Source organism: Streptomyces sp. NPDC032721 (assembly GCF_055579625.1).
Genome location: NZ_JBVIMX010000006.1, coordinates 406,442 through 430,024 on the forward strand (window position 1 = coordinate 406,442; position 23,583 = coordinate 430,024).

24 protein-coding genes are annotated in these 23,583 nt (G+C 71.3%); 15 read left to right on the top strand and 9 right to left on the bottom strand.

The genetic code is table 11. From position 1 onward, the window contains the following. Nucleotides 1-46: 46 nt before the first annotated feature. From ACZ5PB_RS15965 to ACZ5PB_RS15985, 5 genes are read right to left on the bottom strand one after another with little or no spacing between them, the layout of a single operon-like run. Complete coding sequence (locus ACZ5PB_RS15965; RefSeq protein ID WP_468691492.1) at nt 47-991, bottom strand: tyrosine-protein phosphatase; 945 nt, start codon at nt 989-991, stop codon at nt 47-49. Between the two features lie 57 nt (nt 992-1,048). Further along, the gene (locus tag ACZ5PB_RS15970) at nt 1,049-2,119 is read right to left on the bottom strand and encodes an NAD(P)H-dependent flavin oxidoreductase (protein WP_468691576.1); all 1,071 of its coding nucleotides are present in this window, start codon (nt 2,117-2,119) and stop codon (nt 1,049-1,051) included. Between the two features lie 26 nt (nt 2,120-2,145). Continuing rightward, nucleotides 2,146-2,895, bottom strand: coding sequence for a CoA-transferase subunit beta (locus tag ACZ5PB_RS15975; RefSeq protein ID WP_468691493.1), 750 nt, complete (start codon nt 2,893-2,895; stop codon nt 2,146-2,148). Beyond that, nucleotides 2,892-3,743: a CoA transferase subunit A gene (locus tag ACZ5PB_RS15980; RefSeq protein WP_468691494.1), complete on the bottom strand. Its 852-nt coding sequence runs from the start codon at nt 3,741-3,743 to the stop codon at nt 2,892-2,894. The genes ACZ5PB_RS15975 and ACZ5PB_RS15980 overlap by 4 nt, the downstream gene beginning before the upstream one ends. Next, the gene (locus tag ACZ5PB_RS15985; protein WP_468691495.1) at nt 3,740-4,531 is read right to left on the bottom strand and encodes an enoyl-CoA hydratase family protein; all 792 of its coding nucleotides are present in this window, start codon (nt 4,529-4,531) and stop codon (nt 3,740-3,742) included. Before ACZ5PB_RS15985 ends, ACZ5PB_RS15980 begins: the two co-directional genes overlap by 4 nt. A gap of 67 nt (nt 4,532-4,598) precedes the next feature. Between ACZ5PB_RS15985 and ACZ5PB_RS15990 the strand changes: the two genes are divergently transcribed. Together ACZ5PB_RS15990 and ACZ5PB_RS15995 are read left to right on the top strand one after the other, a co-directional pair. Beyond that, nucleotides 4,599-5,369 (top strand): SDR family oxidoreductase, encoded by a 771-nt coding sequence (locus ACZ5PB_RS15990; protein ID WP_468691497.1) that lies wholly within the window; start codon nt 4,599-4,601, stop codon nt 5,367-5,369. A 1-nt stretch (nt 5,370) separates the two neighbouring features. Beyond that, nucleotides 5,371-6,279 carry an SDR family oxidoreductase gene (locus ACZ5PB_RS15995; RefSeq protein WP_468691498.1) on the top strand — a complete coding sequence of 303 codons (909 nt, stop codon included), beginning with the start codon at nt 5,371-5,373 and terminating at the stop codon, nt 6,277-6,279. Between the two features lie 103 nt (nt 6,280-6,382). Here the strand turns inward: ACZ5PB_RS15995 and ACZ5PB_RS16000 are convergent, their stop codons facing one another. Next, nucleotides 6,383-7,084, bottom strand: a complete 702-nt coding sequence (locus ACZ5PB_RS16000) for a DUF6585 family protein (protein WP_468691500.1) — start codon at nt 7,082-7,084, stop codon at nt 6,383-6,385. 226 nt (nt 7,085-7,310) lie between these two features. Between ACZ5PB_RS16000 and ACZ5PB_RS16005 the strand changes: the two genes are divergently transcribed. The 7 genes from ACZ5PB_RS16005 to ACZ5PB_RS16035 all read left to right on the top strand — a co-directional run bounded on the left by ACZ5PB_RS16005 (nt 7,311) and on the right by ACZ5PB_RS16035 (nt 12,977). After that, the gene (locus tag ACZ5PB_RS16005; protein ID WP_468691502.1) at nt 7,311-8,093 is read left to right on the top strand and encodes a 2-keto-4-pentenoate hydratase; all 783 of its coding nucleotides are present in this window, start codon (nt 7,311-7,313) and stop codon (nt 8,091-8,093) included. 7 nt (nt 8,094-8,100) lie between these two features. Continuing rightward, the gene (locus tag ACZ5PB_RS16010) at nt 8,101-9,000 is read left to right on the top strand and encodes an acetaldehyde dehydrogenase (acetylating) (RefSeq protein WP_468691503.1); all 900 of its coding nucleotides are present in this window, start codon (nt 8,101-8,103) and stop codon (nt 8,998-9,000) included. Continuing rightward, nucleotides 8,997-10,055, top strand: a complete 1,059-nt coding sequence (gene dmpG, locus ACZ5PB_RS16015) for a 4-hydroxy-2-oxovalerate aldolase (protein ID WP_468691505.1) — start codon at nt 8,997-8,999, stop codon at nt 10,053-10,055. The genes ACZ5PB_RS16010 and dmpG overlap by 4 nt, the downstream gene beginning before the upstream one ends. Before the next feature lie 17 nt (nt 10,056-10,072). After that, nucleotides 10,073-11,224, top strand: coding sequence for a Rieske 2Fe-2S domain-containing protein (locus tag ACZ5PB_RS16020; RefSeq protein ID WP_468691508.1), 1,152 nt, complete (start codon nt 10,073-10,075; stop codon nt 11,222-11,224). Further along, nucleotides 11,221-11,463: a hypothetical protein gene (locus ACZ5PB_RS16025; RefSeq protein WP_468691510.1), complete on the top strand. Its 243-nt coding sequence runs from the start codon at nt 11,221-11,223 to the stop codon at nt 11,461-11,463. Before ACZ5PB_RS16020 ends, ACZ5PB_RS16025 begins: the two co-directional genes overlap by 4 nt. Further along, nucleotides 11,460-12,458 carry a 2Fe-2S iron-sulfur cluster-binding protein gene (locus tag ACZ5PB_RS16030; RefSeq protein ID WP_468691512.1) on the top strand — a complete coding sequence of 333 codons (999 nt, stop codon included), beginning with the start codon at nt 11,460-11,462 and terminating at the stop codon, nt 12,456-12,458. Before ACZ5PB_RS16025 ends, ACZ5PB_RS16030 begins: the two co-directional genes overlap by 4 nt. Before the next feature lie 78 nt (nt 12,459-12,536). Then, the gene (locus tag ACZ5PB_RS16035; protein ID WP_468691515.1) at nt 12,537-12,977 is read left to right on the top strand and encodes a ribonuclease domain-containing protein; all 441 of its coding nucleotides are present in this window, start codon (nt 12,537-12,539) and stop codon (nt 12,975-12,977) included. 36 nt (nt 12,978-13,013) lie between these two features. On the opposite strand, the gene ACZ5PB_RS16040 is transcribed toward ACZ5PB_RS16035, so the two are convergent. After that, a complete protein-coding gene (locus tag ACZ5PB_RS16040; protein WP_468691516.1) occupies nt 13,014-13,958 on the bottom strand; it encodes an IclR family transcriptional regulator in 945 nt (314 codons plus the stop codon). A gap of 297 nt (nt 13,959-14,255) precedes the next feature. On the opposite strand from ACZ5PB_RS16040, the gene hsaA reads away from it, so the two are divergent. The 5 genes from hsaA (at nt 14,256) to ACZ5PB_RS16065 (ending at nt 19,465) form a co-directional block, all read left to right on the top strand. Continuing rightward, nucleotides 14,256-15,437, top strand: a complete 1,182-nt coding sequence (gene hsaA, locus ACZ5PB_RS16045) for a 3-hydroxy-9,10-secoandrosta-1,3,5(10)-triene-9,17-dione monooxygenase oxygenase subunit (RefSeq protein ID WP_468691518.1) — start codon at nt 14,256-14,258, stop codon at nt 15,435-15,437. Next, nucleotides 15,434-16,291 carry a 4,5:9,10-diseco-3-hydroxy-5,9,17-trioxoandrosta-1(10),2-diene-4-oate hydrolase gene (gene hsaD / locus ACZ5PB_RS16050; RefSeq protein ID WP_468691519.1) on the top strand — a complete coding sequence of 286 codons (858 nt, stop codon included), beginning with the start codon at nt 15,434-15,436 and terminating at the stop codon, nt 16,289-16,291. Before hsaA ends, hsaD begins: the two co-directional genes overlap by 4 nt. Before the next feature lie 68 nt (nt 16,292-16,359). Next, entirely contained in the window at nt 16,360-17,268 is a 909-nt protein-coding gene (locus ACZ5PB_RS16055; protein WP_468691521.1) for a VOC family protein, read from the top strand. Continuing rightward, complete coding sequence (locus ACZ5PB_RS16060) at nt 17,256-17,744, top strand: flavin reductase family protein (RefSeq protein WP_468691523.1); 489 nt, start codon at nt 17,256-17,258, stop codon at nt 17,742-17,744. Before ACZ5PB_RS16055 ends, ACZ5PB_RS16060 begins: the two co-directional genes overlap by 13 nt. Next, on the top strand, nt 17,741-19,465 hold the full coding sequence (locus tag ACZ5PB_RS16065; RefSeq protein ID WP_468691525.1) for an FAD-dependent oxidoreductase: 1,725 nt from the start codon (nt 17,741-17,743) through the stop codon (nt 19,463-19,465). Before ACZ5PB_RS16060 ends, ACZ5PB_RS16065 begins: the two co-directional genes overlap by 4 nt. Here the strand turns inward: ACZ5PB_RS16065 and ACZ5PB_RS16070 are convergent. Together ACZ5PB_RS16070 and ACZ5PB_RS16075 are read right to left on the bottom strand one after the other, a co-directional pair. After that, complete coding sequence (locus ACZ5PB_RS16070; protein WP_468691527.1) at nt 19,425-21,260, bottom strand: ankyrin repeat domain-containing protein; 1,836 nt, start codon at nt 21,258-21,260, stop codon at nt 19,425-19,427. The two genes, ACZ5PB_RS16065 and ACZ5PB_RS16070, sit on opposite strands and share 41 nt — an antisense overlap. 95 nt (nt 21,261-21,355) lie before the next feature. Next, a complete protein-coding gene (locus ACZ5PB_RS16075; protein ID WP_468691528.1) occupies nt 21,356-22,291 on the bottom strand; it encodes a hypothetical protein in 936 nt (311 codons plus the stop codon). A gap of 219 nt (nt 22,292-22,510) precedes the next feature. Between ACZ5PB_RS16075 and ACZ5PB_RS16080 the strand changes: the two genes are divergently transcribed. After that, nucleotides 22,511-23,299 carry a S1 family peptidase gene (locus tag ACZ5PB_RS16080; RefSeq protein ID WP_468691529.1) on the top strand — a complete coding sequence of 263 codons (789 nt, stop codon included), beginning with the start codon at nt 22,511-22,513 and terminating at the stop codon, nt 23,297-23,299. The last annotated feature ends 284 nt before the right edge of the window (nt 23,300-23,583 follow it).

Below are 23,583 nucleotides of genomic sequence, written 5' to 3' on the forward strand. Positions count from 1 at the left end.
GCCCGAGGAGATCGGGTCCGGCCGCTGTTCGCTGTTCCGGTGGGGCTCAGCCGACCAGGCGCTCCTGGAGCTTGGCCAGGGTGCGGTGGTCCAGGCCCAGGCCCTTGGTCAGATAGCCGTACAGGCTGCCGTAGCGGGCCTCGGCCTCCTTGAGGGCGGAGTCCAGGTAGGAGTCGCGGACCTCCTGGAGAGGGATCAGCAGATCCGGGTTCTGCATCATGCCGGACTGCTTGAGGCCCTCGCGGACCTTGGCGTCGTACGCCGCGCGGAACGTGTTCGACGCGAGGTAGTCGCCCCTGGCGGTCTTCTCCGGAACGCCGAGCGTGCGCAGCAGCACGTAACTCGTCCAGCCCGTACGGTCCTTGCCCGAGGTGCAGTGGAAGAGCAGCGGGCTGCGGGACGAGCTGTCGGCCAGGTCGCGGAGGGTGGCGGCGAACTGGGCGGTGTTCCCCGGGTCCGTGATCATCGTGCGGTACACCTGCTGCATCAGGGCCGCGCCCTTGCCGTTGCCGAGCGCCGCCTCCTGCTTCACCGGGTCCTTGGTGGCGATGGCCGCCATCATCTGCCCGTACAGGCCACTGTCGTTGACCGGGCGTGCCGTGGCCGTCAGCCCGGCCGGGAGGCGGTCCTGGCCGTCGTACTGGATCTCCAGCGGGACCCGGTAGTCGATCACCTTGCCGAGCCGCAGCCCGGCCAGGGTGCTCACATCGGCGTCCGTGAGCTTGCCGAGGGCGTCCGCGCGGTAGGCGACGCCGTAGCGGACGGTGTCACCGCCGTAGGTGCGGTAGCCGCCCAGGTCACGGATGTTGGTGGCGCCCTGGACGACTATCTGCCGCACCTGGTTCTTCTGGTGCTGGTGGGGCTTGTGGTGCTGGCTGTACGAGGTGGAGCCTTGTGCGGCGGGCGCGGCCACGGCCGCGGCGGGCAGGGCGCCGAGGGCCAGTGCGGACACGACCGCCCCCGCGGCCAGCCGGACTCGGTGACTGCTCATGGTCAACTCCTGAGGAAGGAAAGGGGTCCCAGCCAAGAGGGCCCCGGGAAACGGCACTCAACCTGCGGTCGACAGGCCGGTGTGGAGCGTCTGCAGTTCCTTCAGTGCCACGTCCGCCTCGGACATGACACGTGCTACCAGTTCGGCGCAGCTGGGAAGGTCCTCGATCACCCCTGCCACCTGCCCCGACGCCATCACTCCAAGATCCGTGCGGCCGTCGACCATGGAGGCCTTCAGCAGCATCGGGGTGTTGGCGGCCAGCAGGACCTGACTCCAGGTCAGGTCCTTGCCGTGCTTCATGGCGAGGCCGTCGCGGATCATCCGTGACCAGGACAGCCCAGAGATCTTCCTGAACCCGGCCGCGCGCACGACCGCCTGCGCCAGCGCCCTCGTACGGCCGGCCCGCTCAAGGGAGGCGACGAGTTCCGAGCGCAGCATCCGGTGCGGCAGCCCGTCGACGGCGGTGGTGACGGTGATGTCCTTGACCGTCGCCGCCACGTACTTCGCCTTCACCGCGTCCGGCACCGTCGAGTCGGAGGTGAGCAGGAAGCGGGTGCCCATGGCGACACCGGCGGCCCCGTACGCCAGGGCGGCGATCAGCCCGCGCCCGTCGTGGAAGCCGCCCGCCGCGACGACGGGGATGTCCACGGCGTCCACCACCTGCGGCAGCAGCACGGTGGTCGCCACGTCCCCGGTGTGCCCGCCGCCCTCACCGCCCTGCACGATCACCGCGTCCGCACCCCAGGCCGCCACCTTCTCGGCGTGCCGCCGCGCCCCGATGGACGGGACCACGACCACGCCCGCGTCCTTGAGCTCGGCGATCAGCTCGCGGGAAGGGGCCAGCGCGAACGACGCCACCTTCACGCCCTCGTCGATGATGATCCGAACCCGCTCGCGGGCGTCCCCGGCGTCCGCACGCAGATTGACCCCGAAGGGCTCGCCGGTACGGGACTTCACCTCGCGCACCGCGTGCCGCAGCTGCTCGACGGTCATCGTCGCGGAGGCGAGGATGCCCAGCGCGCCCGCCTCGGCGGTGGCGGACACCAGCCGGGGCCCGGCCACCCAGCCCATCCCGGTCTGGACGATCGGGTGGCGGACACCCACGAGCCGGGTGAGGGCGGTCTCCATCCGGGGCACCTGCCCGGCGGGCTCCGTCACGGCTTCACCTCGCGGTCGCGGGTGTTCTTCGGGTCGATGACCTCACGGATCAGCCGCAGTTCCTCGGCGGTGGGCTCGCGGGTGTACGGGACGTCGTCGGCGATCTCCAGCGCGAAGCCGGTCGCCCCGCGGACTTCGTCGACGGTGACGCCCGGGTGCAGGGAGGCGAGGCGCATCGAGTGGCCGGGGGTCTCGAAGTCGAAGACCCCGAGGTTGCTGACCACGCGGGGCAGCCGGTGGTAGCGGGTGGCGGCGGGACCCGCCGCGGCGGCGCTGTCGTACCCGACGCCGCAGATCAGGTCGACCTTGTCGACGAAGACCCGGGCGGAGTGCTTGGGGACCCAGTAACTGGTCGGGTTGTTGAGGGAGTTGACCGGTGCGCCGCGCACGCCCAGGAGCTGGCGGGCGGGCTGCTGCCAGTCGCCGATGCAGGAGATGTTCTGGTTGCCGTACCGGTCGATCTGGCTGGCGCCCATCATCACGTGCCGCTTGCCGCCGGTGACCATGGTGAGGTGCCGGCGGTAGGGGAGCCAGCCCTCGGGGGTGCCGTCGAGGCCGACGATCATCGCCTCGCCGTCGGTGAGGAGCAGGTCGGGGGCGAAGGTGCGCTTGGCGAGGCGGGCGCCGATGCCGGGGATCAGGCCCATCGGGCTGGCCAGTACCTCGCCGTTGTCGCGCCAGGCCTCGGCGCAGGCGATGACGCAGTACTCGGCGCGGGAGACGTCGGTCGGGGTTTGCGTACTCACTTCTGCTCCTCGTGCCAGGTCTTCACCGCGGTCTGGTACGCCGACTCGTCCTCGCCGGAGAGGAAGCGGGCGGCGAACTCGGGCCAGGGGGTGGTCGCGTACAGCTTCTGGAACGGTTCGTCGCGGCCGTAGTCGGGGGCGCAGGTGGTGAAGTGGGCCCCGTTCGGCGTCTCGACGACCCCGGTCACGGAGGTCCGCTTGAGGAGGAGGGACTGCGGGGCGGCCTCCTTCGTCAGGTCCGCCGTGTCGACGATCCGCTCGCAGGAGACGTAGGCGTCGTCGGCGGCCTCGCAGAAGAGGTCGTCGAAGTAGGGGTCGGGGCCCAGGTACTGGCCGTTGCCGAGGCGGTCGGCGCGGTTCATGTGGACCAGGGCGGCGTCCAGCCGCAGGGCGGGCATCGCGACGAAGGTCTCGCCGTCCTCGTACGGCGAAGTGACCGTACGCAGCTCGGGGTTGACCCGCATGACGTCGGAGCCGATGCCGGCCCGCACCGGCAGGAACGGCAGCCGGTTCGCGGCGGCGTGCAGGCCCCACATGAACATCGCCTCGTCGACCTCCGTCAGTTCGAGGGCGCCGTTCTGGCGGGCGGTGCGGAAGTGCGGCTCCAGGGCGATCGAGTCGAGCGTGACGAACGCCGTGACCAGCTTGCGGAGCTTCCCGGCGGCGGCGAGGAGGCCGACGTCGGGGCCGCCGTACGAGACGACGGTGAGGTCGGTGAGGTCGCTGCGCAGGATCGCGCGCACCAGGGCCATCGGTTTGCGGCGCGACCCCCAGCCGCCGATGCCGATCGTCATGCCGCTGCGGAGGCGGGAGACGACCTCGTCGGGGGTCATCGTCTTGTCGGTCACTGCGGGGACTCCTTGCTGTCCTTGCCGAAGGTGTCGCGGACCCGGTCGGCGGTGCCGTTGAGGTTGGCCTCGAAGGTGAAGCCCTGCTCGAAGCGGTAGCTGCGGCGTACGTCCACGGGGTCGATGCCGTTGATGGCGGCCTTCGCGAGGCGGATGAGATAGCCGTCCTTGAGGGCGATCTCCCGGGCCAACTCAAGGGCGGTGTCGTGGAGTTGATCGCGCGGTACGACCCTCCACACCGACCCGTGGTGGTGCAGCTCCTGCGCGGTGGCGGTGCGCGAGGTGTAGTACAGGGCGCGCATCAGGTGCTGCGGGACGAGGCGCGAAAGGTGGGTGGCGGCGCCCAGGGCACCCCGGTCCAGCTCGGGCAGGCCGAAGGTGGCGTCGTCGGAGGCGACGATGGCGTCCGCGTTGCCGACCAGGCCGATGCCGCCGCCCAGGCAGAACCCGGCGACCGCCGCGATCACCGGCACCTCGCACTCGTACACGGCGGCGAAGGCCTCCGCGCAGCCGCTGTTTGCCCCGATCAGGGCCTGGTGGCCGCCACCGGAGTCGGTCTCGCGCTGCATCTCCTTGATGTCGACGCCCGCGTTGAAGCCCCGGGAGCCGGGCGGTGTGGTGAGGACGACGCAGCGTACGTCGGGGTCGCGTCCCGCGGCGCGGACCGCGTCGGCCAGGTCGTACCAGCCCTGGACGGGCAGTGCGTTGACCGGCGGGAAGTCGACGGTGACGACGGCGATGCCCCAGTGGGAATCAGAGGGGTCGAGGGCTGAGGTGGAGACACCCATCAGCGGATCAGCTACCTTTCCACCAAACATTTGTTAGGTGCGTGTTGTGTCAGGAAGGTAGCAGCGAATGGAACTCGACGGGAGGGTTGCCGTCGTCACAGGTGGCACCCGGGGGGTCGGCGCGGGTATCGCGCGGGCGTTTCTGTCGGCGGGGGCGGAGGTCGTGGTGTGCGCGCGGCGCCCACCGGAGGAGCCGGTCGAAGCGGCGGGCCGCAAGGCCGAGTTCCGGCCCGTCGACCTGCGCGCGGCGGATGCGGTCGAGGCGCTCCTCGCGGGCGTGGTGGAGTCGTACGGACGCCTGGACGTCCTGGTCAACAACGCCGGAGGCACTCCGTACCGGCTCCTGGAGGAGGGCGGTCCCGACCGCCACGCGCGCGTGGTCGAACTGAACCTCGTCGCGCCGATGAACGCCTCACTGGCCGCGTATCCGCACCTGAAGCAGGCGCGCGGGTCGATCGTGATGATCGGCAGCGTGAGCGGTACGCGCCCCTCGCCGGGGACGGCCGCGTACGGGGCGGCGAAGGCGGGACTGGAGAACCTGACGCGGTCGATGGCGGTGGAGTGGGCGCCCGAGGTGAGGGTCAACACGTTGATCCTCGGGATGGTGCGGACCGAGCTGTCGCATCTGCACTACGGCGACGAGGACGGCATCGCGGCGGTCGCCCGGACCATTCCGGCGGGCCGGCTGGCCGAACCCTCCGACATCGGTGACGCGGCGGTCTTCCTGGCCTCGCCGAAGGCGGCGTACGTCAACGGGGCGTCGCTGCTCGTGCACGGGGGCGGCGAACGCCCCGCCTTTCTGGACGCCGCAACGGTGAACAAATCCGAGGAGAGCTGACATGGGTATCGCTGAGGGACGTGTGGTGGTCGTGACCGGTGCGGGACGGGGGCTGGGCCGTGCGCACGCGCTCGCCTTCGCCGCCGAGGGTGCCAAGGTCGTCGTCAACGACCTGGGGGTGGGCGCGGACGGGGCGGGGGCCTCGCGGAGCCCCGCCGACGAGGTCGTCGCGGAGATCCGCGCGGGAGGCGGGGAAGCGGTCGCACACGGCGGCGACATCGCCACTTCGGAGGGTGCGGCCTCGCTGATCGCCACCGCCGTGGAGACCTTCGGCGGGATCGACACCCTGGTCAACAACGCGGGATTCCTGCGCGACCGGATGCTGGTGAACCTGGACGAGGACGACTGGGACGCGGTCATGCGCGTCCACCTCAAGGGCCACTTCCTCCCCCTGAAGCACGCCGCACAGTGGTGGCGGGCGGAGGCGAAGGCCGGGCGGCAGCGGGCGGCCCGGGTCGTCAACACCAGTTCCGGAGCAGGTCTGTTGGGCAGTGTCGGGCAGGGGAACTACTCCGCCGCCAAGGCCGGGATCGTCGGTCTGACACTGGTGGCCTCCGCCGAGATGGGCCGGTACGGAGTCCAGGTGAACGCGCTCGCGCCGGCGGCGCGCACCCGTATGACGGAGGAGACGTTCGCGGAGACGATGGCGGTGCCGGGGGAGGGGCGGTGGGACGCGATGGCCCCGGAGAACGTCTCGCCCCTCGTGGTGTGGCTGGGGTCGGACGCATCGGAGGGGGTCTCGGGCCGGGTCTTCGAGGCCGAGGCGGGCCGGATCACCGTGATGGAGGGCTGGCGCCCGGGCCCGACGGCGGACAAGGGCGCACGGTGGACTCCGGCGGAGGCGGGGGAGACGGCGTCGAAGCTGCTCGCCGAGGCGGAACGGCCGCAGCCGGTGTACGGGGCGCGGTAGAGCCTCTCGGGACGACGGCGACGGAGCACGCCGAGCCGTGCACGCCGAGCCGTCGGCGGGCGGCGGTCCCGTCCCGCAGTAGTGGCCGCGATTCAGGCGGCCACTACTGCGCGAGCCCCCGCTTGAGCCGCTGCACCACGTTCAGGAACAGGTGGAGGTTGGTGATGTCGTACGTGTTCGCCGCGTCGCCGACCGAGCGGTTCCGCGCGTTGTGGAGATGCAGCCTGGCCTCGTCCGTCTCGTAGTTGGCGATCTCCGTCCACGCGGCTGTGCGCTTCTTGCCCGTCACGCCGTGCCGGTCCACCGTGTACGCCCCGAACCGCACGCTCTCGCCGCGTTCGATCCGCGCCAGGACGGACGGAAGCTGCGTCTTCGTGATGCCGTCCTGGATGTAGTTGCCCCAGTCTCCCGGGTAGAGGAACGGGGGCCCGTTCACCACCTCGGTGATGCCGTGCATCCGCTTGTCGCCCCCGTGGAAGGTGCGGCCGCCGGGACCTATGCTGACCCCCACGCCCGCCGGGTCTATCAGGGTGTAACTGGAGTCCGTCAGGCCGCCGTTGAGCGTACGGCGGTACACCAGGACACGGGTGTCCGCCCAGTTGCGCGTCAGCTCGGAGCCGGCCCGGGTGTCGGTGATGACGACCCCGCCCGCGTAGAGGTAGAGGCGGCAGTCCTTCCACTTCCGGTACCTCAGTCCCCCGTACGGGACGAACGTCCAGCCCGCCCACTGGCCCAGGCCCTCCTGTGCGGCGAGGGCGGCGGCCGAAGCGGTCGGCGGTTCGGTGAGATCGGGCTGCTGTGCCATGCGGTCGGTTCCCCCTGGGGTGGTGGAGGTCCCGGTGCACCTCCCACTCATGTACACGGAAAGGTAATTCAGCGGCCGTGCGCGGGGCGTCGATTCGGCGAAGGTCCCGCGGCGGGGAGGCGGCCGGGGCTTTCCCGGTCAGTGGGAACTGGCCCTCCCGGGCGGTCGCCGGTTGCCCTTAGCCTCGCCGGAACGCACCGCCCCACCGCCCTGGAGGACCGCCCCCATGCTCGACGACCGCCGGAGGCTGGAGGCCGCGGAGCTGCTGCGCTCCGCCGAGTACGGGCGGCAGCCCGTGTCGCCGCTGAGCGAGACGTTTCCCGGTATCGACGCCGAGGACGCGTACGAGATCCAGCTCCTCAACATCGCCCACCGCACCGCCGCCGGTGCCGTCGTCACCGGGCACAAGGTCGGGCTCTCCTCGCTCGTCATGCAGCGCATGATGGGAGTCGACGAGCCCGACTACGGGCACCTGCTCGACGACATGGCGCTGCCCGCCGACCGTCCCGTGTCCGCAGCGAAGTACTGCGCGCCCCGCGTCGAGGTCGAGATCGGGTTCGTGCTCGGCGACGACCTGCCGGGGGAGGGGTGCACGGTCGCCGACGTGCTGGCCGCCACCGAACTCGTCGTACCCGCACTGGAGTTGATCGACAGCCGGGTACGGGACTGGCGGATCGGCATCGCCGACACCATCGCCGACAACGCCTCCTCCGCCGGATATGTGACGGGGGAAGGGCGCGACCCCAAGGACCTCGACCTGCGCGCCGTCGAGGCCCGGTTGTCCAGTGGCGGCGCACTGCTCGCCGAGGGGCGGGGGGACGCCGTTCTCGGCGACCCCGCCGAGGCCGTCGCCTGGCTCGCGCGGACCGTCGCACGTTTCGGGGTGCCCCTGAAGAAGGGGCACCTGGTGCTGCCCGGATCCTGCACCCGGGCCATCGACGTGGCCGCCGGGCACACGTACACCGCCGACTTCGCCGGGCTCGGCTCCGTCTCTCTCTCCTTCTGCTGAGGTACCCATGACTGTCACGAAGGCGACCGCCGCCATCGTCGGCTCCGGCAACATCGGAACCGACCTCCTCCACAAGCTCCAGCGCTCCGCCCACATCGAGCCGCGCTGGATGATCGGTGTCGACCCGGCCAGCGAAGGCCTCGCCAGGGCACGGAAGCTGGGCGTCGAGGCCAGCCACGAGGGGGTGGACTGGCTGCTCGGGCTCCGCGAGAAGCCGGACATCGTCTTCGAGGCGACCTCCGCCCAGGTCCACCGGGCCAACGCCCCGCGCTACCGGGAACTGGGCATCAAGGCCGTCGACCTCACACCGGCGGCTGTCGGGCCCGCCGTCGTGCCGCCCGCCAACCTCACCGCCCATCTCGACCAGGACAACGTCAACATGATCACCTGCGGTGGCCAGGCGACGATCCCGATGGTGTACGCCGTCTCCCGGGTCGTGCCCGTGCCGTACGCGGAGATCGTGGCGTCCGTCGCGTCGGTGTCCGCGGGGCCGGGCACCCGCGCCAACATCGACGAGTTCACCCGGACCACCTCGCGGGGCATCGAGGAGATCGGCGGAGCCGGGCGCGGCAAGGCGATCATCATCCTCAACCCGGCCGAGCCTCCGGTCATCATGCGCGACACCGTGTTCTGCGCGATCCCCGAGGACGCCGACCGGGAGGCGGTCATCGCCTCCGTCAAGCAGGTGGCCCAGGACGTCGCGACGTACGTCCCCGGCTACCGGCTGCGCACGGAACCGCAGTTCGACGAACCGTCCGCGATGAACGGGGGGATGGCCCGGGTGGCGATCTTCCTGGAGGTGGAGGGCGCGGGCGACTTCCTGCCGCCGTACGCCGGAAACCTCGACATCATGACCGCCGCCGCCACCAAGGTCGGCGAGGAGTTCGCGAAGGGAATGCGCGCATGAGCACGACGTACTCCGGGACGCTCGACATCCGCGTCACCGACTCCTCGCTGCGCGACGGCTCGCACGCCAAGCGCCACCAGTTCACCGGTGAGGACGTACGGAACATCGTCGGCGCGCTGGACGGCGCCGGGGTGCCCGTCATCGAGGTCACCCACGGCGACGGGCTCGGCGGGTCCTCGTTCAACTACGGGTTCTCCAGGACCCCCGAGCAGGAGCTCATCAAGATCGCCGTCGACACCGCGCGGCAGGCGAGGATCGCCTTCCTGATGCTGCCGGGGCTCGGCGTCAAGGACGACATCCGGGCCGCCCACGGCAACGGCGCCGACATCTGCCGCATCGCCACCCACTGCACCGAGGCCGACATCTCCGTCCAGCACTTCGGGCTGGCACGGGAGAGGGGCCTGGAGACCGTGGGCTTCCTGATGATGGCCCACTCGACGAGCCCCGAGAATCTGGCCGAGCAGGCCCGGATCATGGCCGATGCGGGCTGCCAGTGCGTGTACGTCGTCGACTCGGCGGGCGCCATGGTCATGGACGACGTGACCGACCGGGTGGCCGCACTGGTCGCCGAGCTCGGGGCGGACGCCCAGGTCGGGTTCCACGGCCACGAGAACCTCGGGCTAGGCGTGGGCAATTCGGTCGCCGCCGTGTGCGCCGGGGCCCTCCAGATCGACGGGTCCACGCGGCGGCTCGGCGCCGGCGCGGGGAACACCCCCGTCGAGGCGTTCGCCGCCGTCTGCCAGAAGATGGGCATCCGTACCGGCATCGACGTACTGAAGATCATCGACGCGGCCGAGGACGTGCTGCGGCCCGTCATGGACGACGAGTGCCTGCTCGACCGGATGAGCCTGCTGATGGGCCACGCCGGGGTCTACTCCAGCTTCCTCAAGCACGCCTACCGGCAGGCCGGGCGCTACGGCGTCTCCGGCGCCGAGATCCTGCTGCGCGCGGGGGAGCGGCGACTCGTCGGCGGCCAGGAGGACCAACTGATCGACATCGCGGTGGAGCTTGCCGCAGAATCCGACCCGACGCGTCCCCGCACGCGCGCCAAGTAGCAACAGGGGGAAGAATCATGTCTGTTCAGCAGGTGGACGAGGACGTCCGCGTCATCCGGGCCGCCGCACCGCCCACCCGGTTCGCCCGGGGCTGGCACTGCCTCGGACTCGCCGAGAGCTTCAAGGACGGCAAGCCGCACGAGATCCAGGCCTTCGGCACCAAACTGGTCGTCTTCCAGGGCGAGGACGACCAGCAGCTCCACGTGCTCAACGCCTACTGCCCGCACATGGGCGGCAACCTGGCCCACGGCACCGTCAAGGGCGACGCCGTCGCCTGCCCCTTCCACGACTGGCGCTGGGCCGGCGACGGCAAGTGCGCGGGCATCCCGTACGCCCGCCGCGTCCCCCCGCGCGCCAAGACCCGCGCCTGGACCACCCTGGAGCGCAACAAGCAGCTCTACGTCTGGAACGACCCGGAGGGCAACAGGCCGCCCGCCGACGTCACCATCCCCGAGATCGAGGGCGTCCACGGCCCCGAAGCGGGCGAGTGGAGCGACTGGTCCTGGAACTTCCTGCGCGTCGACAACTCCAACTGCCGCGAGATCGTGGACAACGTCGTCGACATGGCGCACTTCTACTACGTGCACTACGCGTTCCCCGAGTACTTCAAGAACGTCTTCGACGGGCACGTGGCCACCCAGTACATGGAGTCCTCGCCGCGCCCCGACATCGACCTGGGCACCCTGTCGGCCTCCGGCGGACTGCGCTCAGACGCCTCGTACTACGGCCCCTCGTACATGATCGACAAGCTGTGGGCGGACGTCGGCGGCGGGCTCGAAATGGAGTCCGTCCTGATCAACTGCCACTACCCGATCGACGAGAACAGCTTCATGCTGATGTACGGGGCGATCGTCAGGAAGCTTCCCGGCATGACCGACGAGCAGGCGGCCCAGGCCGCGCAGGCGACCTCCGAGGGGCTCGCCGTCGGCTTCGAGCAGGACGTCGAGATCTGGAAGAACAAGACCCGGATCGACAACCCGCTGCTGACCGAGGAGGACGGCCCGGTCTACCAACTGCGGCGCTGGTACGAGCAGTTCTACGTCGACATCGCCGACGTCAAGGACGAGATGGTGCGGCGCTTCGAGTTCGAGATCGACACCACCCGGGCGAACGAGGCCTGGCGGGCCGAGGCTGAGGCGAACATCGCCGCCCGCCGGTCCGGTTCGTGATGCGGGCCGTCGAGTGCCGGGCCTGCGGCAACCAGGTCCTGTGCGAGAAGTTCAGCCCCGCCCACACCCAGATCCAGTGGACCGGCGAGGCCGCCGACGTGTGCCCCCGGATCGGCGAGAAGGTCGCGGCCGGGGAGCTCAGCGCCCGGGTGCGGTCCTGCGCCGAACTGCGGGCCAGCATCGACGCGGCGGTCGCGGACGGGCTCCTTGAGGTGGGTTCCGGGGCGGGTGGCCCGTGAGTGCGTCCGTGAAGGTGCGGGTCGCCGAGGTCGTACGGGAGACGGACGACGCCGTCTCACTGGTGCTCGACGCCGAACTCCCTTACAAGCCAGGGCAGTTCCTCACCCTGCGCATACCCGGCGGGGCTGCCCGGTGCTACTCCCTCGCCAGCTCCCCGCACACCGGGGAGCCCATGAAGATCACCGTCAAGAGGGTGGCCGGCGGACGCGGCTCCGGCTGGGTCTGCGACGAGGTGGCGGCCGGTGACGAACTGGAGGTGCTCGTCCCGGCCGGTACCTTCACCCCGCGCGACCTGGACCGCGACGTGGTCCTGGTGGCAGGCGGCAGCGGCATCACCCCGGTGCTGTCGATCCTCAAGTCGGTGCTCGCGGCCGGGCAGGGACGGGTCGTGCTGCTCTACGCCAACCGCGAGCAGAGCGCGGTCATCTTCCGCGACGAACTGTGGGGGCTGGCCGAGGCCCACCCCGGCCGGCTCGCCGTCGTGCACTGGCTGGAGTCCCTCCAGGGGCTGCCCACCGCGCGGATGCTCGGCGCGGCACTCGCCCCGTACGCGGGCCGGGACGCCTATCTGTGCGGGCCGAAACCGCTGATGGACTCGGCGGAAGAGGCCCTGCGGGCGGCCGGGGCGCGGACGGTCACCCGCGAGAAGTACTTCTCGCTCGCCGACGACGTCTTCGACCGCGCACCGGCGGCCACCGCCCCGGCCCCGGGCGCCGGCACCGCGCACACCGCCGTGGTCGAACTCGACGGGGAGTCCCACGAGGTCGGCTGGGCGGCGGGGACACCGCTGCTCGACACCCTCCTCGCGGCCGGGGTCGACGCGCCGTACTCCTGCCGGGAGGGCGCGTGCAGCGCCTGCTGCTGCCGGGTGGTCTCGGGTGAGGTGAAGATGCTGCGCAACGACGTCCTCGACGAGGAGGACCTCGCCGACGGGTACGTGCTGGCCTGTCAGACGGTGCCGCTCAGCGAGCGGGTGAAGATCACCTACGAGTGAGGTGGAGGAGGTGAACGTCCGGGGAATTCGCGGTAGTTGGCGTTGACCCCGGTCCGTTCTACGCGCATCAATGGGGCCATGCGAATCCCCCCACGAATCGCCGTACTCGGCTCCGTCGTCGCTCTCTCGTCCGCGCTGCTGGCCGGTGGAGCGGTGGCCGCACCGGCCGCCGCCCCCGCCTCGTACGCGCCCGTAACCCTGTCCGCCGGGCAGCTCGGCGCGCAGCTCGCCGCCGTCGGTGAGATCTGCTACTCCAAGCTGTCGGCCCAGGCGCACGACACCCTGGACCTCATCGAGAAGGGCGGCCCCTACCCGTACGAACAGGACGGGACCGTCTTCAAGAACCGCGAGGGCATCCTGCCGAGCCAGACCAACGGCTACTACCACGAGTACACCGTCGTCACCCCGGGTGCGCCCACGCGCGGCGCCAAGCGGATCGTGACCGGCGAAAAGGCGCAGGAGGACTACTACACCGCCGACCACTACAAGTCGTTCGACCTGGTCAAGTACGGCTGCTGAGCGGGTAGTCCGGGGTCCCCGCGGTCGGCCCCACGCTCACATCCACTCGCTGCGGCCCAGCCACCCCATCATGTTGTCCATCGCCTGCTCCGACATCCGGGGCTGCTGCGCGACGGGCGCAGGTGGGGTGGCTGCCGCGTTACGGGTGCGGGCGGCGCGGCCCACGCCGTACAGCTCGCGCCAGACCGCGCGCGAGCAGGCGAGAACGGCGGGTGCGAGGCGTTCCAGTTCGCGCCGGGCGGTGCCACCGCCCTTGCAGGACAGGGAGATCGCGCCGATGGCGCGGCCCGCGCCGCGCAGCGGTGCCGCCACGCAGACCACGCCCCGGAAGCTCTCCTCGCGGTCGAAGGCGATGCCCCGGTCGCGGACGGCGGCCAGTTCCGAGCGCAGCGACACCGGGCGGACCAGGGTGGAGGGGGTGCGCGGGCGCAGACCGGCCGCGATGACCCGCTCGGCGGCGTCCGGTTCGCCGAACGCGAGGAGCGCCTTGCCGGCCCCCGTGCAGTACGCGGGCATCCTGCCGCCCACCCGGGACGGCACGCTGCGGTCGTCGAGGCCGCCGATCCGCTCCAGGTAGACCACCTCGGTGCCGTCAGGGACGGCGAGGTGCACCAGGTGGCCGGTCTGCTCGTGCAGCGCGTGCAGCAGCGGGAGGGCGGCGCGGCGCAGCCGGTTGTGGTGCGACGCGAGCGCGCCCAGCTCCAGCATCCGCATGCCCATCCGGTAGTCCCGGCCCTCGCGGTCCAGCCAGCGCAGGCCGACCAGTTGGTCGAGGATGCGGTGCGCGGAGGAGCGGGGGATGCCCGAGCGGCGGACCACCTCGGTCAGGGACAGGCGGGGCTCGGGGCCGTCGAAGGCGCCCAGCACCTCGGCGGCCTTTTCGAGGAGCGAGAGCGGAGCCGGATCAGGACCGGGACCGCTCTCGGCAGGCCCTGAACTGTCACGTGTAATCATCTCCGCGAGCGCGGTCTGCCCAGGCATGGGATCAGGCATGAGATCAGTCATGGAGGAACCCCTGTGTGCGGGTGCGCATCCGCGACATTGCGGACGTGCTGGCGGCCTTGGGGTGACCTTGTCACGGGGGTCGGTACGGGGGGAAGGGGTCGTACTGAGGTATTTCGTTTCGGCATAGCGAGACGAACGCGGGCGGCCCTTCCCGCTCAGTGGGAATCCAGCATTTCGTGCCCGAACGGCCCGGGCGTACCTTCCTGCCACCACACGCAGAGCCGCGCATCACACAGCCGTACCTACAGCCGTACATCCCGAGAGGCGACACGCATGGGTGACGAAGAAGTCCTCGAAGTCCTCGCAGCGGTCCGCGCCCTGGCCCCCGCGCTGCGCGAGCGCGCCGCCGAGGCCGAGGCTCAGCGGAAGGTCCCCGAGGCCAGCATCAAGGAACTGGAGGCCACCGGCTTCTTCCGGCTCCTCCAGCCCAAGCGGTACGGCGGTCTCGCCGCGCACCCCGCCGCCTTCTACACCGCCGTCAAGGAGATCGCCAAGGCATGCGGCTCCACCGGCTGGGTCTCCTCCGTCGTCGGCGTCCACCCCTGGCACGTCGCCCTCTACGACGTACGCGCCCAGGACGAGGTGTGGGGCGAGGACCCGAGCACCCGCATCTGTTCCTCGTACGCCCCGACCTGCAAGGTCACCCCCGTCGACGGCGGCTTCCGGATCACCGGCACCTGGCACTTCTCCTCCGGCTGCGACCACGCCGACTGGGCCCTGCTCGGCGGCATGATCACCGACGCCGACGGCCGGCCGCTCGACATGCGCACCTTCCTGGTGCCGCGCACCGAGTTCACCGTCAACGACGTCTGGGACACCGTCGGTCTGCGCGGCTCGGGCTCCAACGACATCGTCTGCGAGGACGTGTTCGTCCCCGAGCACCGCGCGCTGAGCTTCGGCCCGGTCACCGCCCTCAGGACCCCCGGCCAGGAGGTCAACCCGGAGCCGCTCTACCGGCTCCCGTACGCCTCGGTCTTCACCACCACCATCTCCACCCCCATCGTCGGCATCGCCGAGGGCGCCTACGAGGCCTACGTCGCCGCCACCCGCGAGCGCTTCCGGATGTCCTACGGCCAGCAGGTCTCCGAGGACCCCTTCGCCCAGGTGCGGATCGCCCGCGCCGCCAGCGACATCGACGCCGCCTGGCTCCAACTGGTGCGCAACATCACCGAGTTGTACGAGCTCGCCGAGCGCGGCGAGGAACTCCCCACCGCCCTGCGCACCCGGGCCCGCCGCGACCAGGTCCTCGCCACCGAGCGCGCCGTGGCCGCCGTCGACCTCCTGATGGAGAACGCGGGCGGCTCCGCCATGCGCAACAAGGCGGCCAACGTCGTCCAGCGCGCCTGGCGCGACGCCCACACCGGCCGGGGCCACGCCGCCAACGACCCCGAGCGGGCACTCGTCCTCTTCGGCCAGGGCGCCCTCGGCCTCGACATCCAGGACACGATGCTGTGAGCAACCCGATGACGTACGAGAGCACTTCACGTACCGCCGAGGCCGCCGGCCTCACCCTCCACTACCACGAGGCGGGCCCGGCGGAAGCCCCCGTCGTGATCATGCTGCACGGCGGCGGCCCCGGCGCCTGTGGATGGTCCAACTTCGGCGCCAACCTGCCCGTCTTCGCCGGGCACTTCCGTACCCTCCTCGTCGACCAGCCCTGCTACGGCAGGTCCGGCAAGCCGGAGCTCGACAAGGACTTCTTCTCGTACGCGGCCGACGCCGTGGCCGCGCTGATGGACGAACTCGGCATCGCCCGCGCCCACTTCATCGGCAACTCGCTCGGCGGCGGCACCTCCACCCGGATGGCGCTCGACCACCCGGAGAAGGTCGCCAAGCTGCTCCTGATGGGCCCCGGCGGGGTCTCGTTCAACCTCTTCCACGCCGACCCCACCGAGGGCATCAAGCGGCTCTTCGAGTTCAGCTCCGCCACGGCGCCCACCCGCGAGCAGATGAAGACCTTCCTCACCACGCTCGCGTACGACCCGGCGATCGTCACCGACGAGCTGATCGACGAACGCTTCGCCCGGGCCACCGACCCCGAAGCGGCCCTCGGCAACGCCCGGATGGGCGCCTCGTTCGCCAAGTGGCCCGAGGACACCATGCTCTGGCGCGAGGCCCACCGGATCACCCAGCCGACGCTGCTCACCTGGGGCCGCGAGGACCGGGTCAACCCGCTCGACGGGGCGTTCGTCGCCCTCAAGGCGATCCCGGACGCCCGGCTGCACGTCTTCCCGCACTGCGGGCACTGGGCACAGCGGGAGAAGGCGGACGAGTTCAACCGCCTGGCGATCGACTTCTTCTCGCAGTAACGCCCCACCCCCACGCCCCGCCCCTCGCCCCTCCCTCACACCGACGCCTCGAAGGGCCGCGAACTCCCATGGACATCCGTGCACTTGGCTACCTGCGCCTCGAAACCACCAAGCTGGACGAGTGGCGCACCTACACCCTGGACATCCTCGGCATGGTCCAGGCCGAAGGCTCCACCGAGCAGCAGCTGAACCTGCGGATCGACGACCGGGCGTACCGCATCCAGATCGTCGCAGGAGAGTCCGACCGGCTCCTCGCCGCCGGCTTCGAGGTCGCGGGCAGGGCCGCCCTGGCCGACACCACCGCCGCACTCGAAGCGGCCGGCGTCGTCGTCAAGCAGGCCGACGCCGCCACCCTCGCCGAGCGCCGCGTCCAGGGCCTCATCCACCTCCAGGACCCCAGCGGCAACCCGCTGGAGATCTTCTGGGGCCAGGCCCAGGACCACAGCCCGCTGGGCACCCCGTACGGCAACCGGTTCGTCACCTCGACCCCCGCCGCGGGCAACCTGGGCCTGGGCCACGTCGTCGTCCCCGCACCGGACACCGAGGAGACCCTCGACTTCTACGAGAACGTACTCGGCTTCCAGCTGCGCGACTCGATGAAGCTGCCGCCCGTGGCCGTCCCGACCGGCAAGCCGGGCGAGGACTTCTACACGATGCACTTCCTCAGCCCCAACCGCCGCCACCACAGCCTCGGCCTGTACCCCGGCGCGCTGCCGCCCGGCATCGTGCACTTCATGGTCGAGCTGGAGACCCTCGACGACGTCGGCTACTGCCTGGACCGCATGCAGAAGGCGGGCGTGCCGATCGCCTCCACCCTCGGCCGCCACTCCAACGACCACATGGTGTCCTTCTACGCCCAGGCGCCCGGCGGCTTCCAGGTCGAGTACGGCTGGGACGGCCTGATCGTCGAGCCCGCCGACTGGGTCGCCAAGGAAATGACCTCGGACAGCTTCTGGGGCCACCAGTGGAACGGCTGAGCGGCCCGGAGAAGTTCCGGGACGTCCTGGGCCGCTTCGCCAGCGGCATCACCGTCGTCGCCGCCCTCGACCAGGACGGCGGCCCGGTCGGACTGGCCTGCCAGTCCTTCGCCTCGCTCTCCCTGGACCCGCCGCTGGTCCTGCTCTGCGTCGGCAGGAGCTCCAGCAGCTGGCCCGAGGTGGAGCGGGCGGGCCGCTTCGGCGTCAGCATCCTCGCCGACGACCAGGCGGACACCTGCGCCGCACTCGGCCGCAAGGGCGCGGACAAATTCGCAGAAGTGGACTGGAAGCGCACCGAAAACGACGCGGTACTGATCAACAACGCGCTGGCCACGGTCGATTGTGAGCTGTACGCCGTGCACGAGGCAGGTGATCATTACGTGATCACCGCCCGCGTACTGGACCTGGCCGCGCGCGAGGACGGATCACCCCTGCTCTACTTCCGCAGCGACTACGCCACCGGAGTGTTCACATGACGGCACCACAATCCCCGGACGCCACCCCGGACGTGTCCCCGGACTCGTCCCCGGTCTGGGACCACACCTACGACGTCGTCGTGGTCGGCTCCGGCGCTGCGGGCATGGCAGCGGCCCTCACCGCCCGGCTGCGTGGCCTGAGCGCACTCGTGGTGGAGAAGACGGACAAGTACGGCGGCTCCACAGCCCTGTCCGGCGGCGCGATATGGGTGCCCACCAACTTCCACCTCGACGACGCCTCGCTCGGCGACACCCGCGACAAGGCCCGCGCCTACCTGGACGCCACCGTCGGCGACCGCGTCCCGGCAGCCCGCAAGGAGGCCTACCTCGACCACGGGCCCGCCATGGTCAAGGAGTTCCACGAGCGCACCGACGTCCGCTTCATGTACACCCCCGGCTACTCGGACTACTTCCCCGAGGCCATGGGCGGCATGGCACAGGGCCGCTCCATCGAACCGTGCATCGCCGACCTCAAGGCCCTCGGCCCGCTCGCCGGGGACATGCGCCGCGCGGGCCTGCCCACGTACGGCCTCACCATCACCTCGTACGACTTCCGTTACGTGAACATGATCGGCCGCACCTGGGCCGGCCGGAAGGCCTCGCTACGGGTCGGCGCACGCGCGGTGAAGGCCCTGGTCACCGGCAAGAAGCTGCTCTCGCTCGGCGAGGCGCTGATCGCCAGGCTGCGGCTGTCGCTGGAGAAGCAGGGCGCCGAGCTGTGGCTGTCGGCGCCGCTCACCGGATTCGTCCAGGAACCCGGCGGGGGCAGGGTCACCGGCATCCGCGTCACCCGGAACGGCAAGGAGGTCACCGTCCGCGCCAAGGGCGGGGTCGTGCTGGGCTCCGGCGGCTTCTCGCACCACCAGGAACTCCGTGAGAAGCACCTCCCCGCCCCCACCTCCACCGCCTGGACGCACGCCTCAGAGGGCCAGACCGGCGACGCGCTGCTGCTCGGCGAGGAACTGGGCGCGGCCACCGACCTGCTCGACAAGGTGTGGGGCGCGCCTTCGGTCTGCCCGCCCGGCGAGAAGGGCTTCTTCCTGGTCGCCGACCGGGGCATCCCCGGCATGGTGATCGTCAACGCGGCGGGGGAGCGGTACGCCAACGAGGCGGCTCCGTACCACCAGTTCGTCGACGCCATGTACGAGGCCGACCGTGACGACGCCACCACCGTCCCGTCCTGGCTGATCCTCGACGCCCGCTCCAAGTCCCGCTACCTCTTCGCGGGGCTCTTCCCGGGCCAGCCCTTCCCCAAGTCCTGGACCGAGACCGGCTTCCTGAAGCAGGCCGCCACCATCGAGCAGCTCGCCACCCTGATCAAGGCACCCGAACTGCCCGCCGCCGTACGCCGCTTCAACAAGATGGCCGACAACGGCAAGGATGAGGACTTCGGCCGGGGCGACAGCGTCTACGACCGCTACTACGGCGACCCCACCCTCCCCAACCCCAACCTCGCCCCCCTGGAGAAGGGCCCGTACTACGCGATCCCCGTCCACCCCGGCGACATCGGCACCAAGGGCGGCCTGGTCACGGACGCCGACGCGCGCGTCCTGCGCGAGGACGGCACGGCCATCGAGGGCCTGTACGCCTCCGGGAACTGCTCGGCCGCGGTGATGGGCGATACCTACCCGGGACCGGGCGCCACCATCGGCCCCGCGATGGCGTTCAGCTGGGCGGCGGTCAACGACATCGCGGCAAGGTCGACTCCAGCCGGCGCCTGACCCCGTCGTCGGCCAGATAGGCGAGTGCCTGTACGGCGACGGCCCGGCCGGGCCCCTCGGGAGGCCCGTCGGCCAGCACCCGCAGCAGCGCCCCGGCAGCCCGGGGATCCTGGCGCACAGCCAGCCCCCGGGCCGCTTCGGCGTAGGCGGGGGAGGCGGGGGTCGTGGCATTGGCGGGGTCCGCGGGGTTGGTGGGGCTCGCGGGGCCGGCCCCGCACTGCCCGGCCAGCACGTCACGCACGGAACGGGTGTCACTGCCGGAGCGCGCGAGCGCGACGACGGCGGCGTGACGGACGGAGGGGTCGGTGTCGCGGACGAGCGCGATGAGGGCGGCGTCGACGCGGGCGGGGGTGGGGGGTGAGGCGTCGGGGGGCGTGGGGCCGAAGGGTGCAGCGTCGGGAGGTGAGGCGTTGAGGGGTGCGGCGTCGGAGGGCGAGGCGTCGAAGGGGGCAGTGTCGGAGGATACGGAGCCGAGGGGTGAGGCGTCGGGGGGTGTGGAGCCGAAGGGGGCGGTGTCGGAGGGTGTGGTGTGAGTGAGCTGAGTGGCGGGTGGTTGTGGGTTGGCTGTCGGGGCTTCCGTCTCCGGTGTGCGTGTGGTGGCGGTAGCGGCCAGCCGTCCCAGTGCCTCTGCCACCCGCTCCCGTACCCCCGCGTCCTCGTGCGCCACCTGAGCCAGCACCTCCGGCAGCGCCACCGGGTCCGCGTGCCTTCCCAGCGCCCGTACCGCGGAACGCGTCAGGTGCGCGGGGCCCGGCAGGGCCGCCAACTCCCGCAGCAGCGGCACCGCGACGCGGGACGGCACCGCCCGGGCCATCACATCCGCTGCGAAGGTTTGGTGCAGAGCCGTGGAGCTATCCGCACACCACGCCTCGCACCCCGCCTCAACCGCCCGCCGCGCCCCGGCGTCCCCCTCGCTCCGCTGCCAGAGCACCGCCACCGACTCCCGCCAGTCGTTGCTCACCGGTGACCCCGACCGCACCGCGCGGGCGGCCAGTTCGGCGACGCTCGTCTCGATGCCGAGCACGCACTCCAGGCGTGTGACCACGGCCGCATGCCCCGTCTGCTGCTCGGCCGCGGCCGCCGCGACGCCGTCGCGCAGCAGTTCGGCGACCACCGTCGTACCGCCCTCCTCGGCTATTCGGCGCACCGCGAACTCGTCCCCGGGACGCACCCCGTACGTGTGTTTCAGACCCTCGCGCAACGACTGCTCGGTATCGCTTTCCAGCCACTGTCGGGCCTCCGCCAGCGCCGCCTCCCGGGCCGACGCCCGATGCCGCAGCAGCACCCGTACGGTCGCGGGGGAGCCCCGCCGTGCGGCCAGCACCAGCGGCGGCTCGCCGGACGGACCCGGCAGGTCCGGATCCGCGCCGTGCTCCAGCAGCGCCTCGGCCACCCCGGCGTGCCCGCGCCCGGCAGCCCACACCAGGGCCGTGAACCCGTACGCCTCCCGGAGGTCCGGCCGGGCACCGGCCGCGAGCAGCGCCCGCGCCACCTCGGTGTGCCCGCCGACGGCTGCCGCACAGAGCGGCAGATCCCCGCCCGCACCCCCCGCGCCGCCGCCCGCGCCGCCGTCGCCGGGTCCGCTCGGGCGGTCCGGGTCGGCGCCCGCCGCGAGCAGCAGACGGACCGCGCCCGCCCGGGCGCCCAGCACCGCCGCGTACAGCACGGTGGTGCCTTCCTCATCGGTGGCCTCGGCAGGGGCGCCCGCCCGAAGCAGCCGTACAACAGCGTCGTCCTCGTCACCGTGCACAGCCTCGAACAGGTCCCGCAGGCCCGCTGTCGGCTTGTGGTCCATCCTTCGACCCTACGCGGACCGACTGACATCACCACAGGTCAGGGGCTACACGGGCCAGACGGACGGGTGTTGCTCAGGTGCCGTTCAGGTGCCGCTCAGGCATCGCACTCCAGCACCGTCCGGCACAGCCCGCAGCGCGCCCGCAGCTCCCCGCGCACCGGCACCCGGATCCGCTGGTGACAGGTCGGGCACGGGAACGAGACCCGCAGCCCCGGCCCTTGGCCCACCCGCCCCTCGAAGGCGTACGAGGCCAACGGGCCCGCCACCCCCGAACCCCCGTGCTCCAGCGCGTTCCTGCGGTCCTTGCCGTAGCGGTGCCTGGCGAGCCGGCCGGCCGCCGCCAGCGGGGGCTGCTGCTCGTCGCGGCGGGCCTGCGCCAGCCCCTTCGTGTACGCGGTGTACGCCTCCGCGCTGGTGAACCAGGGGGACGGGTCCTCGCCGAGCAGCAGCGCGCGCTTGGCCAGCACGTACCCGAACTCCTCCGGGGTGAGGTAGCCCAGCTTCTGGCTCGACGACCGGTCCTCCCGGTACGCGTCGAGCAGCAGCCAGCCCGCGCCGAGATAGGTGGTCACCGTGTCGGTCAGGATCTCGTTGTCGCGGGTGCCGGGGAAGGAGAGGCCGAGGCGGTGCAGCAGGACGTGGGTGATCTCGTGGGCCAGGGCGGCACCGATGTCCTTGCGGTGGTGCAGGAAGCGCTCGTTCAGCTCGATGAAGTACTCGGGGCCCGCCGTCAGCTCGACACCGGCCGCGTGCTCCATCTCGCGGTAGCTGACGATCATCCGGGCATCGGGCAGCCGGAGGTGCGAGACCAGCGCCCGCGCCACGTACTGCGCGCCCAGGTGCGGGTCGTCCTGGTCGGAGAACGCCACGTCGACGGGGAAGACGCTGGGCGCGTAGCCGCGCACCCCGTCCTCGCCGATCCGCCGGTAGAGCGCGGTCAGTGCCGAACGGACCGTGGCCAGGTGCGGGAAGCCGTGCTCAATGGCGCTTCCACTTCCACTTCCACTTCCACTTCCACTCCCACTGCTCACGCCCGTGCGTGTACCCGCTTCATGCGCGTACCCCCCTCTCAAACCTCGTGCGGAGCTGGCCGAAAAGGAGCCCTTGTCGGCCGGACGATCAACTCCACATAATCCAACAGCGCGTTGACGGGCTCATGCCAGCGTGGTGCCGGTGTGCGTTCTGTGGTCCTGCTGTGTGTGCTCGTGTCCGGCGCGCGACCCTTTCCACCCCCCACGAAAGGCACTCCGTTGAAGAACGTACTCCGTGCCATCAAGAGATGCGCCGTCATAGGCGCCGTCGCTCTCGCCGCCGTCAGCCTCCAGCCCGGCGGGGCCACCGCGAACACCCCCGCCCCCTCGGGCACCGCACCCGTCGTAGGAGGAACGCGCGCCGCCCAGGGCGAGTTCCCGTTCATGGTCCGCCTCTCCATGGGCTGTGGCGGCGCGCTCTACGCCAAGGACATCGTGCTGACCGCCGCGCACTGCGTGGACGGCTCCGGCAACAACACCAGCATCACCGCCACCGCGGGTGTCGTGGACCTCCAGAGCTCCAGCGCCATCAAGGTCAAGTCCACCAAGGTTCTCCAGGCCCCCGGCTACAACGGCAGCGGCAAGGACTGGGCCCTCATCAAGCTTGCCAAGCCGATCAACCTGCCCACGCTGAAGATCGCCACCGGCACCCAGTACAACTCCGGCACCTTCACCGTGGCCGGCTGGGGCGCGGCGAGGGAGGGCGGCCCCCAGCAGCGCTACCTCCTCAAGGCGCAGGTGCCGTTCGTCTCCGACGCCTCGTGCAAGGCGTCGTACTCCGACCTCATCCCCGGCGAGGAGATCTGCGCCGGACTCCCGCAGGGCGGGGTGGACACCTGCCAGGGTGACTCGGGCGGCCCGATGTTCCGCAAGGACAATGCGGGCGCGTGGATCCAGGTCGGCATCGTGAGCTGGGGCAACGGCTGCGCCAGGCCGAACTACCCGGGCGTGTACACCGAGGTCTCGACCTTCGCTTCGGCGATTGCGCAGGCGGCGGCGGGGCTGTAACACCAAGGCTTTTGTGAGGGGCGGGAAGGGCGGACTCCCCTTCCCGCCCCTTCCTGCTGCGCCGGATTTGCGGCTGCGGCCGTGTGGCGCTCGAAGCGGTGGGCTGTGCCCCTCCCCGCTGTGCTCAATTTGCGGCTGCCGCCGCGTGGCACCCGAGGCGTCGGGCGGTGTCGCGCCTGCGGCGGGCCAGTGCCCCTCCCCGCCCCTTCCCTAAACCGCTCCGCGGGGCCAGGGGTTTGTACGTGCGGGTCGAGTGTGGTTGCTCGCGCAGTTCCCCGCGCCCC